The sequence below is a fragment of the Candidatus Eisenbacteria bacterium genome, from assembly GCA_016867715.1.
Lineage (GTDB): Bacteria > Orphanbacterota > Orphanbacteria > Orphanbacterales > Orphanbacteraceae > VGIW01.
Genome location: VGIW01000099.1, coordinates 1 through 11,567, shown reverse-complemented (window position 1 = coordinate 11,567; position 11,567 = coordinate 1). Strand labels below are relative to the sequence as shown.

The 11,567-nt window shown below is 66.3% G+C and carries 10 protein-coding genes, 1 tRNA gene and 1 other RNA gene; 8 read left to right on the top strand and 4 right to left on the bottom strand.

What is annotated here, in order from left to right:
- The 6 genes from FJY73_12540 to FJY73_12515 form a co-directional block, all read left to right on the top strand.
- Nucleotides 1-995 (top strand): YfhO family protein (locus FJY73_12540; GenBank protein MBM3321493.1); only part of this gene is annotated, 995 nt, incomplete at its 5' end.
- A 47-nt stretch (nt 996-1,042) separates the two neighbouring features.
- Nucleotides 1,043-1,116, top strand: a tRNA-Met gene (locus tag FJY73_12535).
- A gap of 29 nt (nt 1,117-1,145) precedes the next feature.
- A complete protein-coding gene (gene tilS, locus FJY73_12530; protein ID MBM3321492.1) occupies nt 1,146-2,537 on the top strand; it encodes a tRNA lysidine(34) synthetase TilS in 1,392 nt (463 codons plus the stop codon).
- A gap of 124 nt (nt 2,538-2,661) precedes the next feature.
- Complete coding sequence (ftsH, locus tag FJY73_12525; protein ID MBM3321491.1) at nt 2,662-4,824, top strand: ATP-dependent zinc metalloprotease FtsH; 2,163 nt, start codon at nt 2,662-2,664, stop codon at nt 4,822-4,824.
- 172 nt (nt 4,825-4,996) lie between these two features.
- On the top strand, nt 4,997-5,941 hold the full coding sequence (gene folP, locus FJY73_12520; GenBank protein MBM3321490.1) for a dihydropteroate synthase: 945 nt from the start codon (nt 4,997-4,999) through the stop codon (nt 5,939-5,941).
- 2 nt (nt 5,942-5,943) lie between these two features.
- The gene (locus tag FJY73_12515) at nt 5,944-6,720 is read left to right on the top strand and encodes a TIGR00159 family protein (protein ID MBM3321489.1); all 777 of its coding nucleotides are present in this window, start codon (nt 5,944-5,946) and stop codon (nt 6,718-6,720) included.
- A 35-nt stretch (nt 6,721-6,755) separates the two neighbouring features.
- On the opposite strand, the gene FJY73_12510 is transcribed toward FJY73_12515, so the two are convergent.
- Nucleotides 6,756-7,562: an acyltransferase gene (locus FJY73_12510; GenBank protein MBM3321488.1), complete on the bottom strand. Its 807-nt coding sequence runs from the start codon at nt 7,560-7,562 to the stop codon at nt 6,756-6,758.
- Nucleotides 7,563-7,784: 222 nt separating this feature from the next.
- Here FJY73_12510 and FJY73_12505 point away from each other — a divergent pair, with 222 nt between their 5' ends.
- Nucleotides 7,785-8,570, top strand: a complete 786-nt coding sequence (locus tag FJY73_12505; protein MBM3321487.1) for a hypothetical protein — start codon at nt 7,785-7,787, stop codon at nt 8,568-8,570.
- A gap of 5 nt (nt 8,571-8,575) precedes the next feature.
- Here the strand turns inward: FJY73_12505 and ssrS are convergent.
- Nucleotides 8,576-8,756: non-coding RNA, 6S RNA (ssrS, locus tag FJY73_12500), on the bottom strand.
- A 178-nt stretch (nt 8,757-8,934) separates the two neighbouring features.
- On the opposite strand from ssrS, the gene FJY73_12495 reads away from it, so the two are divergent.
- Nucleotides 8,935-9,594: a hypothetical protein gene (locus FJY73_12495; GenBank protein ID MBM3321486.1), complete on the top strand. Its 660-nt coding sequence runs from the start codon at nt 8,935-8,937 to the stop codon at nt 9,592-9,594.
- Nucleotides 9,595-9,605: 11 nt separating this feature from the next.
- On the opposite strand, the gene guaB is transcribed toward FJY73_12495, so the two are convergent.
- Both guaB and FJY73_12485 read right to left on the bottom strand, forming a co-directional pair.
- Nucleotides 9,606-11,078, bottom strand: coding sequence for an IMP dehydrogenase (guaB, locus tag FJY73_12490; protein ID MBM3321485.1), 1,473 nt, complete (start codon nt 11,076-11,078; stop codon nt 9,606-9,608).
- The coding region (locus FJY73_12485; protein ID MBM3321484.1) for a ribonuclease H-like domain-containing protein at nt 11,056-11,567 on the bottom strand (512 nt) is incomplete at its 5' end. The genes guaB and FJY73_12485, both read right to left, overlap by 23 nt.

Genomic DNA, 11,567 nt, shown 5'->3' with positions numbered 1-11,567 from the left:
TCGGAGGGAGGCGCTGGACACGAGCCGCGGGCGCCGCGGTCCTCCTCGTCGTCGCCGCGGACGGGTGGACGTTCGCCCGGACCTACTACACGCCTCAACCCGCGAGCGCGCTCTTCGCACCGCACGCATCCCTTGATGCATTGACAAATGAGGAAGAACCATTTCGCGTCGCGCGCTTCACATGGGAATACCTCCTCCCATCGAATACCGGCCTTCCGTACGGGATCGAGGACCTGCAAGGCGTGAACGCGCTCATGCCACGCGACTACGGCGACCTCTTCGCCGCGATCGATCCCATGCTCTGCCCGGACGGCCGCCGGATCGCTTCCTTCCGATCGGCCGCTCAGGTCGCCCTCCCTCTCTGGGATCTCCTCGGGGTGCGTTCCTTTCTCCTCTCCCCCCCACGCTTCGGAACGGATGCGGGGGCGCTGGAAGCGGAAGGACGGCTCGCGGAGATCGGCGGCTTCCGCGTCGTCTCCCGCGATCCGTTCACGCGGATCGACAACCTCGATGCGCTCCCGCGTGCCTTTCTCCGCCACGCGTATCGGGTCGAACGGGACCGGGGACGCATCCTCCGCGAGGTGACCTCGCCCGGTTTCGATCCCCAGGGACCGCTTTGGCTCGAGGAGGACCCCGGGATCGAGAACGGCGGGAGCGCGCCCTTCCTCGGCGGCGAGGTCCGGATCATCGAGCGCGAGAGCTCCATGCTCCGCCTTCGAACCCGCTCCGAACGGCCGGCTCTCCTCTTCGTGAGCGAGACGTACTTCCCCGGCTGGGAGGTCTCGATCGACGGCGCGAAGGGACGGATTCTCCGCGCGCACTACGCCTTCCGGGCCGTTCCGCTCGCGAAGGGAGAGCACGAGGTGGTCTTTCATTACCGGCCCCGTTCTTTCCGCAACGGGGTTCTCGGATCGGCGCTCGCGTTCATTGTTTATGCGTTCGTGATTCTCGCGCGCCGCCGAGTGCCGGGCGGACGGCGGGAGATTTCCCGTTGACTTTCCGGCCGTCACTCCGTAGCGTGGAGGGCGAGTGAAGTCGCTTCGCCGGTGTAGCTCAGCTGGTTAGAGCAGCGGAATCATAATCCGCGTGTCCGGGGTTCGAATCCCTGCACCGGCACGTACCTTTATCCGAACGTTCCCGCCGTGATGATCCGATCCGATTTCGCGCGCGCCCTCGACGAGAAAGCTCTCGTGCGCCCCGGCGAGACGGTGCTTCTCGCCCTCTCCGGCGGTCCCGACTCGACCGCGCTCGCGCATCTCTTCGCCGAGGTCCGCGCCGGGCGGCGTCTCCGTCTTCGCGCGCTCCATCTGAACTACGGACTGCGCGGAGCGGAATCCGACGAGGACGAGCGCTTCGTGCGTGCGCTCTCGGCGACCCTCGACATCTCGCTCGGCGTGCGCATCATCCGGCCGTTCGAAGCGGGGCACGGCGAGTCGCTCCAGATGGCGGCACGCCGCGTTCGCTACGCGATGCTCGACGAGGAAGCGGCGCGCGAGAAGGCGGACCGAATCGCCACGGGCCACACGCGCGACGACCGGATCGAAACGCTCCTCATCAACCTCCTTCGCGGCGCGGGACCGCGCGGCCTCGGCGCGATCCCTCATCGCAGGGGAAAGCTGATCCGCCCCCTTCTCGACATCTCGCGAGAGGAGATCTCCGCGTATTTGGCGGGGATGGGCGTCGTTCCCCGTATCGATCGGAGCAACCTCGAGACCGACTACGACCGGAACAAGATCCGCCTCGAGCTTCTTCCGTTCGCGGAGAACCTGCTCGGCCGCCCGGTGCGGGACGCGCTCGCGCGGAGCGCGGACATCTTCTCGGAGATCGAGGGCTTTCTCGAAGAAGAAGCGGACCGTTGGATCGCGCGGCACGCCCGGGAGGAAGAAGACTCGCTTTCGGTTCCGGCCGCCGCTCTCGCCGCGCTCCCCCTCGCGCTCGCGCGCCAGACGGTCCGCGCGCTCGCTCGGCGCGCCGGCGGATTCCCCGAGGGAATCCGGTTCGAGCGAACCGAGAGCGTGCTCGCTCTCTTGGGCGATGGGCGTTCGGGGCGCACGATGCTCTCGGAGGAATGCGAGGTCCGCCGCGAGGGGGAAGCGCTCCGCTTCGGCCCGCCCGTCTCGGACGCCGCCCCCTTCCGCGTTCCTCTCCCGATTCCCGGCGCCGCGCGCCTTCCGGACGGAAGCCGCGTCCTCTGCCGCATGCTCGCGCGCGAAGAGGCCCGCGAGGACCTTCCGCGCGAGGGCCGCCGCGCGCGGCTCGACTTCGGCCGCGTCCGCCCGCCGCTCCTCCTCCGCTCCCGCCTTCCCGGCGATCGCTTCCGGCCTCTCGGTGCCCCCGGCGGAAAGAAGCTCCAGGACCTCCTCGTGGACCGGAAGATCCCGCGAAGCGAGCGGAGCCGAATCCCCGTCCTTTGCGACTCCGAGGGAATCCTCTGGGTGATCGGGATCGCGATCGCGGACCGCGCCAAGGTCGCCGAGTCCACGAGAAGGATCTTGGAGGTTGCGTTTTGCCCTCCGCCGGACGATACTAACCGGTAGAGGTTCGCCCTCGCTCCGCGCGGAGAGCGGTTGTCGACAAGAACGCTTTGCGCGTGAGATATGGACACGTGTTGAAGTTGGCGTGGACCGGATCGTTCGGTCCGGCTACGGAAAGACACGAGCGATGAAGACCCCCCGCCGCCGATTCAAGGGCGACCCGGGAACTCCGTCCCTCACGCCGCGCTCTCTTCGCGAGAACGGGGACCCGAGGGGCGAGAAGCGCGAAGACGGTTCCGGGCGCGGACCCTCGACGTCTCCGCCGACGGAAGGACGCGGCCCGGAGAAGGATCGACGCGGAGGCCACCCTCCGCGCCGGGAAGGTCCGCGCATCAACCGCACGTTCCGATCCCTCGCTCTTTGGGTCGTCCTCACGCTTCTCCTTCTCACCGTGTACAAGATGTACCAAACCGGGCGAAAGGCCGAGGCGGAGATCACGTACACACAGTTCATCCAAGAGGTGGAGAAGGGGAACATCCGCTCCGCGATGATCGTCGAAAAAGAGGTGTCGGGCGTCTTTCGCGAGCCGTCGCTCGTCACGACCGGCGAGGGCCTCCCGCCTCGCGAGGTGGATGCGTTCAAGGTCTGGCTCCCGGCCGCCGACGAGAAGCTCCCCGACCGGATCTGGGAGAAGAGCCCGGACGCCGCGATCCGCTCGAAGCCGGAGGGGATGAACTGGTTTTCCATTCTGCTCTCTTGGCTCCCGATCCTTCTCATTCTCGGTTTCTGGATCTTCATCGTCCGGCAGATGCAGGGCGGCGGGAACAAGGCGTTCTCGTTCGGCAAGAGCCGCGCCCGACTCCTCACCGCCGACCGGCCCAAGGTGACCTTCGCCGACGTCGCCGGCGCGACCGAGGCGAAAGAGGAGCTGCAGGAGATCATCGATTTCCTTCGGAGGCCCGAGAAGTTCCAGAAGCTCGGAGGGCGCATTCCGAAAGGCGCCCTCCTTCTCGGCCCGCCGGGGACCGGAAAGACGCTCCTCGCGAAGGCGGTCGCCGGCGAGGCGGAGGTTCCCTTCTTCTCGATGAGCGGATCCGATTTCGTCGAGATGTTCGTCGGCGTCGGCGCTTCGCGCGTCCGCGATCTCTTCGAGCAGGGAAAACGAAACGCCCCCTGCATCATTTTCATCGACGAGATCGACGCCGTCGGCCGGCATCGGGGCGCGGGCCTCGGCGGCGGGCACGACGAGAGGGAGCAGACGTTGAACCAGCTTCTCGTCGAGATGGACGGCTTCGAGTCGAAGGAGGGGGTCATTCTCCTCGCGGCGACGAACCGCCCCGACGTTCTCGATCCGGCCCTTCTCCGGCCTGGGCGCTTCGATCGCCAGATCGTCGTCGACATGCCCGACGTCGCGGGACGCGAGGGAATCCTGAAAGTTCACACGCGAAACATTCCGCTCGAAGAAGGGATCGACCTCAAGGTACTCGCCCGCGGGACCCCGGGTCTCTCCGGAGCGGACCTCGCCAACCTCGTGAACGAGGCGGCGCTCCTCGCGGCGCGCCGGAACCGCGACCGGGTCTCCATGCTCGACTTCGAGGACGCGAAGGACAAGGTGATGATGGGGATGGAGAGGAAGTCCCTCTTCGTGAGCGACAAGGAGAAGCGGGGGACCGCCTACCACGAGGCGGGACACGCGCTCGTCGCGATCCTCCTCCCGAACGCCGACCCGCTGCACAAAGTGTCGATCATCCCCCGGGGGCAAGCGCTCGGCGTCACGCACCTTCTCCCGATGGACGAGAAGCACAAGTGGAGCAGGGAATACTGCCTCGACTACGTCGCGCTCACGATGGGGGGACGCGCGGCGGAGAGCATGATCTTCGGCGAGCTCACGACCGGCGCGCGCGACGATATCGAAAAAGCGACGACGCTCGCGAGGAAGATGGTTTGCGAGTGGGGGATGAGCGAACGGCTCGGGCCGCTCACCTTCGGCCACAAAGAGGAGCAGATCTTCCTCGGCCGCGAGATCGCGCGCCATCGCGACTACTCCGAGAAGACTGCGGAGCTGATCGACGAGGAAGTCCGAGCGATCGTCGAGACCCAGTACGACCGGGCTCTCACCCTGCTCAAGGAAAATCGGGAGACCCTCATCCGAATCGGCGAGACGCTTCTCGAACGGGAAGTGCTCGACGGGGACGAGATCGCCCGGCTCGCGCGGGGCGAGGAGCTCGACCCGCTCCCCCATCGGAGGAAGACGCGCGCCGAGAGAGACACCGGGCGTCCGGAGAAGAGCGCCGCTCCCGCCGCGCGCGAAGAAGGGAGCGCGCCGCCTCCTGCTCCGTCCCCTGCGTAGGAGGACCGTCATCCGCATTCGCCGCCTCGCGATAGGGGGGACGACGGATCCCGCGGCGCCGCCCGCGGCCGTCCCCTGGATCGTCTGGAACCTCTCCCCGCGCGAGAAGGAGAGCCTTCTTTCCCTCATCGAGGCGAAGGGACTTCCGATCGGAAGCGCGACCGGGGATTCCGTGTCGTTCGCGGCGAGCCCGGAAGGCCTCGAAGCCCTCGGTTCCTTTGAGCCATTTACCGTTGATGCATCGATTTTCGAGAAGGCGGCGCGAGGTCCCGACCGGGGACGCTTCCTCCGAGCGTGGGGGCTCTCCCCTCCCGGCGGCGGGGTCGCGATCCTCGGTGTTCTCAACGTGACCCCCGACTCATTCTCCGACGGAGGGCGGTACCTCGAGACCGGCGCGGCGCTCCGCCATGCGGAGGCGCTCGTGCGGGAAGGGGCCGACATGATCGACGTCGGGGGCGAGTCGACCCGTCCGGGAGCGGAGTCCGTTCCGGATGCGGAGGAGATCCGCCGGGTCGTCCCCGTGATTCGCGAGCTCCGCGAGCGGCTCGCCGTTCCGATCTCGATCGACACGCGGAAGGCGGCGGTCGCGGAGGAGGCGGTGCGGGCGGGGGCATCGGCGATCAACGACGCGACCGGCCTCCGGCACGATCCGGAGGTCGCGCGCGTCGCGGCCGCTCACGGATGCGCGCTCATCCTGAACCACATCCGCGGCACGCCGCGCGACATGCAGGAGAACCCGCACTACGAAGATCCGGTCTCCGAGGTGTATGATGATCTCGCGCGCGCGGCCGAGATCGCCGGAGCCTCCGGAGTCCCGGAGGAGAAGATCGCGATCGACCCGGGAATCGGCTTCGGGAAGAGACTGTCGGACAACCTCCTTCTTCTCCGGCATCTCTCCGAGCTTCGCTCGCTCGGGTTCCCGGTGCTCGTCGGGCCGTCGCGAAAGTCGTTCCTCGGGCTCCTTCTCGGCCTTCCGGTCGAGGAGAGACTCGAGGGGACGATCGGAGCGTGCGCCGCGGCGGTGCTCGCAGGGGCGGACATGCTCCGCGTGCACGAGCCGCTTCCCGTCTCGCGCGCGGTGCGCGTCGTCGAGGCGATCCGCCGAGGGGGAGGTTAGAGATGCCCACGGCCGAGCATCTCTCGTTTCGCGTCTACGACATCATCGACTTCGCGGTCGTCTGGTTTCTCCTCTATCGCCTTCTCCTGGTGGTCAAGGGAACCCGCGCCTCGCAGATGTTCCTCGGCCTCGCCGCCATCTACGTCGTCTCCTGGGTGGCCGATTCCTTCCAGCTCACCGGTCTCAACCGGATCTTCTCGAGCCTCAAGACCGTTTGGCTCGTCGCTTTCGTCATTCTCTTCCAGCCCGAGCTCCGCCGATCCCTCGCGCAGATGGGCCAGGTCCGGATCTTCCGTTTTCTCTTTCCGATCCAGCCGGCCGAGTCGCTCGAAGAGATCGCCAAGGCGGTGCGCGTCATGTCGCGCAAGCGGATCGGCGGTCTCATCGTTCTCTCGCGGGGCGCGGGGCTTCGCCACATCATCGAGTCGGGACACCGCATCGACGCGAAGGTCTCCGCGGAGTTGATCGTCACGATCTTCACGAACTACTCGCCTCTTCACGACGGAGCGGTCGTCGTCCGCGATTCGACCCTCGTCGCCGCCGGCTGCATTCTTCCGCTCTCGCAGGATCGCTCGCGCGTGGGAACGCTCGGGACGCGCCACCGAGCCGCGCTCGGGATGACCGAGGAGACCGACGCGATCGTGGTCGTCGTGTCCGAGGAGACCGGCAACATCTCGATCGCGAACCGCGGGGTTCTCCGCCGCTGCGCGGACGATCGAGAGCTCGTCGAGAGAATGTCCAAGATCCTTCAGACGGGAACGAAAGAAGAGATCGAGTAGGAGGGGAGCGCCGGGCATCGCCCGAGCGCCCGCGATCATCGTTCGAGAAGCTTCGCGAAGAGATCCGTTCGGCGGTCTTTCGTCCAGTCGTTCCGTCCGGTCGGATCCTTCCGCTCCGCCTCGGCCGGATCGATCTCCACGATGCCGACATCCTCCCCGCTCGAGGGGGCGCGCGCGAGGACCTTTCCGTCCGGACCGACGACCTGGCTCTGTCCGATGAACGCGAACGAGCGGCCGCCTCGCTCGACCGATCCGGTCCGGTTCGCCGTCACGGCGAAGACCCGGTTCTCGAGACAGCGCGTCCGCATCGCCTCGGGGCAGTGAGGAAGAACGAGGTTCGCGGGGTGGGCGAGAATCTTCGCGCCCCCGATCGCGAGGACGCGCGCGACCTCCGGAAAGTACCAATCGAAACAAATGAGAAGACCGATGTCGGTTCCTTCGGCGCGCACCGGTTCGAAGGGGGTGTCTCCCGGATCGAACCAGTCCTTTTCGTCGAAGAAGAGATGCGCCTTGCGATAGACGGATGAGCTTCCGTCCGGGCGCATGAGCGCGCACGAGTTGAAGAGGCGCTCGCCGCTCCGCTCGGCAAGACCGATCACGATCGACGCGCCGAGATCGCACGCCAAACGATCGAGAAAGCGCTCCGTCGGTCCTCCGGGGAACGGCTCGCCGAAGGAAAGTGCCTCCTCCCGCGACAGAAAGAGATACCCGGTCGTGGCGAGCTCCGGAAGAACGAGAAGGTTCACCCCCCGCGCGCGTTCCCGCGCGATTCGTCCAAGCCTTTCGAGGTTTTCCTCTCTTCTTCCGAACACCGGATCGAACTGCAGATAGCCGACTCGCATGTCTCCCCCTTCGCCGGGCGCGCCTCATGCTAAACGCCCCGCTCGCCCCCCGCAACGCCGCATTGCAAAAGGGAGCGCTAAGGCCGGATCCGGCTCCGTACGATCGCGGACGGATCGGGCAACCCATTCATTTCCAATCGGTTCGCCGGACGGATGAACGGACGGCCCCTGGCATGCTTCGTGCGTCTCCCTCCCCGCGGTGGTCTTCCCCGAGGAGTCGCGATGAGGCTCGGGAAGTACACCGCTCTGCTGCGAAAACGCGGTCCTTACGAACCGTCCTTCTGCTATCTGATGGATACGTTCCTCCAGTCGCGGATCGCCACGAGGAACGAATCAAACCGCGACTTCTACGACGAGGACGTCAACGTCTATCTCGCGCTCCTTCTGAACTCGGTGGTCACCGACCGCTTTCATCGAACCGCCGCGAGGTACATCGCGAAGCACGAGAGCGATCTCTGGGAGATCCTCGATCATGCGGAGAACGTCTTCGCCAAGCGGGAGATCTACCGGGCGAACGGGGATTTCCTTCTCCTCCAAAGCGGCGTCTTCCACGTGCCGAGGGAGGACGCGGCGTCTCGGGCGGAAGTCGCCGCCGCGGTCGAACGAGGGAAAGCGTACTATCGATTCGCATGCGCGTACGCCGACCATCTTCCTTCGCGCCATCGTTCGGTGACGGAAGTTCTCGCCAAGCTTTCTTACGACTTCGACAAGTATCGGTGCGTCCTCTCGCACATGCGGGGCGCATTTCTCGATCTCGTTCCGCCTCTCTCGGGGCACGATGTCGCCCGCATCCGGGAGGGGATGGAGGAGCATCGGCGCGCGGAGTGCCTCGCCGCCCTGCAGGACCGGCTTCTCGACGCGTATCTCGAGCACCGGAGAACGCCGTCGGAAGAGAACCGCGCGCGAATGTTGGAAACGCTTCGAGAGCTACGGACGCTCGATCCGAACGCGTGGCCCGGATTCTCGGCCGCGCCGGCGCCCGGATCGGGCGGAAACGGTCCGCAGTAGAAATAGAAATCCCCACCGCGGCCGATTGCCCGTCCTATTTTTGACCCGGATTGCTCCAGGTGGGTACCTTCCCGGCCGGCTCGAACCGTTCCCGAAGGAACCTGTTCTACCCGTCCGGAGCCAGGTTCCCCTTACGGTACTGTTGGCTCAAAATAGTAACGAGCATATCGCGTCGGGTAGGGATTGAATCCTTTCCCTTCACGTTTCCAGAGTACCATTCGCGCGAAGAGCTGTCAAGCGCGACTCGCGAGGATCGAACGAATTCCGCGGCTCGTCTCGACCGCGAAAATTACTTGATGGTTCATTGTTCTCGCCACGCGCGCCGCGTCTGGCCGTCCAAGCCGCGCGGTGCTATCCTCGGCACATGAGATCCATCGCGCCGGCGATTCTGTTTCTCTTCTTCTCCCCGCTCGCCGTTCGAGGAGAGGTCCACAGCCTCTTCCTCGGAGGCGTCTCGTTCTTCGACACGGGGAATCTCGACCGAACGGCCGCCGACATCCGCACGGGGACTCTCTCCCCCGGTTTCGACGGCGACTTCCTCCTCACCTTCCGCGACGCAAAGAGAACGAGCGTGCTCGCGGGATTCGGCATCTTCTGGTCGCGCCGCACCGAGGCGAAGGACGAGATCCCCTTCGAAGCGCCCGATCGGCTCTCGCGTTTCGAGGCCTTCGGGTTCCCCTTCAGCGCCGGCTTCGCGGTCCGCGATCCGGAGAGGACCGGGCGCGGATGGGCATGGGGCGTTCTCGCCCACTACACCTTCCTCAAGCTCTCGGTCGACGCCGATCCGGCCCGCGGCGACCCGAGCGGGTTCCTGCTCGACGCCTCGGGCCGGGGAGAGAGGGACGCGGAAGGCCCCGCCCTTTCCGTGTTCGCGGTCTACGAGATCCCGTTCTTCATGGGGCGGATCGGAGCGGGAGCGAAGATCCGATACGCGGCCATCGCGACGGAGGAGAAGGCCGGGCTCGGAACGCCGGACTTCAACCTTTCAGGCGTCACGTTGTTCCTCTCCGCCGCGCTGCGGTAGAGAGCCCTGCGCTACATCGAGAATGGCCGCGAGTAGTTCGGCGCTTCCTTGGTCACCACCATGTCGTGCGGATGGCTCTCGCGAAGACCGGCCTGGGTGATCGAGACGAAGCGCGCTTTCTTTCGAAGATCGTCGATCGCGCGCGCGCCGCAGTATCCCATCCCCGAACGAAGCCCTCCGATCATCTGGAAGACCGTGTCGGAGAGAGGCCCTCGATAGGGAACCCGTCCCTCGACTCCCTCGGGAACGAGCTTGGAGGCCGACTCGACCTCCTGTTGGAAGTAGCGATCCTTGGAGCCGGAGCTCATCGCCTCGAGCGATCCCATCCCTCGGTACACCTTGTAGTAGCGCCCCTCGTAGAGGACCGTCTCCCCCGGGCTCTCGGTCGTTCCGGCAAAGAGGCTCCCGATCATGATCGATTCGGCCCCCGCGCCGATCGCCTTGACGATATCGCCGGAGTACTTGATGCCGCCGTCGGCGACGACCGGGACGCCGCTCTTCGCCGCCGCCTCGGCGCATCGCTCGATCGCGGTGAACTGCGGAACGCCGACCCCGGAGACGACGCGCGTCGTGCAGCTCGCGCCCGGCCCGACCCCGACCTTCACCGCGTCCACGCCCGCGCCGATGAGCGCCTTCGCCCCCTCCTCGGTCGCGACGTTTCCCGCGATCACCGCGATCTCCGGACAGCGTTTCTTCGTCTCCTCGACGACAAGAAGAACGTTCCGCGAGTGTCCGTGGGCGGTGTCGATGACGACGACGTCGACTCCGACCTCGCGAAGAAGATCGAGGCGCGCCTCGCGGTCCGGGCCGACGCCGATCGCCGCGCCGACGCGAAGCCTCCCGCGCTCGTCCTTGCACGCGTTCGGGAACATCAGCCGCTTGCTCATGTCCTTGAACGTGATGAGCCCCTTGAGATATCCCTCGCGGTCGACGACGGGGAGCTTCTCGATCCGATGGCGATGGAGGAGATCCTGCGCCTCTTCAAGCGTCGTCCCCTCCGGCGCCGTGACCAGTTTCTCCTTGGTCATCACGTCCTCGATCCGTGCGGACGAGTCGCGCACGAAGCGGAGATCGCGGTTCGTGAGGATCCCAACGAGACGCCTGTTCCGCGTGATCGGAATCCCCGAGATGTGGTACTCGCGCATCACGGCGAACGCCTCCGAGACCGGGCGGTCCGGCTCGAGCGTGACCGGATCGGTGATCATCCCGCTCTCCGAGCGCTTCACGCGGTCGACCTCCTGCGCCTGCTCGCGCGGGGTCATGTTCTTGTGGATGACGCCGAGGCCCCCCTCGCGCGCGAGCGCGATCGCGAGCCGAGAAGTCGTGACCGTGTCCATCGCGGCGGAGAGGAGTGGGATTCCGAGGCGGATCTTCCCCGTGAGGCGCGTCGTTACGTCCACCTCGCTCGGAAGGACGTCCGACTCCATCGGCACGAGCAGAACGTCATCGAACGTGAGCGCCTCACCGACCACCTTGGAGCCCACCTCTCTCTCCTCCTTTCTTTTCCCCCTCGACGAGCAGGAAGAAGAGCCGAACGAGCGTCAGCACGTCCTCGAGATTATGCTTGAAGACCGCCGCCATCCGCGGATCGCGGCCGCGCCGCACGAAATCGTGATAAAGCTCCGGGATCTCCGCGCCCGGCACGTCCCCCGCCCGATCCGCCCGGCCGACCGCCTTCTCGAGCGTTTGAAGACGGAAGTCGGGAAACCTCCCCCTCCACGCGCGGCGGCAATGGTGGAGAAGATCGACATGCGGAGGTGGCGAGCCGAACGGAAGCCGGTGCCTCGCGGCGCGGCTCCGAAGAAACGGGAGATCGTATGATTTACCGTTGAAAGAAACGAGCGTCTCGGCGCCGGCGATCTCCTCGGCCGCGGCGGCCACGACCGCTTTCTCCTCCGCGTAGTCCCTCGCGAAGCGCTGGCGAATGGTCCCCTCGACGAGATCGACCGTCCCCGCGAGAAAGAGCGGACACG

What these genes read in the sequence shown, in the direction of transcription:
- FJY73_12505 (MBM3321487.1), top strand. Translation starts at nt 7,785, where the DNA reads ATGAGGCTCGGGAAGTACACCGCTCTGCTGCGAAAACGCGGTCCTTAC.
- ftsH (MBM3321491.1), top strand. Translation starts at nt 2,662, where the DNA reads ATGAAGACCCCCCGCCGCCGATTCAAGGGCGACCCGGGAACTCCGTCC.
- FJY73_12510 (MBM3321488.1), bottom strand. Translation starts at nt 7,562, where the DNA reads ATGCGAGTCGGCTATCTGCAGTTCGATCCGGTGTTCGGAAGAAGAGAG.
- tilS (MBM3321492.1), top strand. Translation starts at nt 1,146, where the DNA reads ATGATCCGATCCGATTTCGCGCGCGCCCTCGACGAGAAAGCTCTCGTG.
- FJY73_12495 (MBM3321486.1), top strand. Translation starts at nt 8,935, where the DNA reads ATGAGATCCATCGCGCCGGCGATTCTGTTTCTCTTCTTCTCCCCGCTC.
- FJY73_12515 (MBM3321489.1), top strand. Translation starts at nt 5,944, where the DNA reads ATGCCCACGGCCGAGCATCTCTCGTTTCGCGTCTACGACATCATCGAC.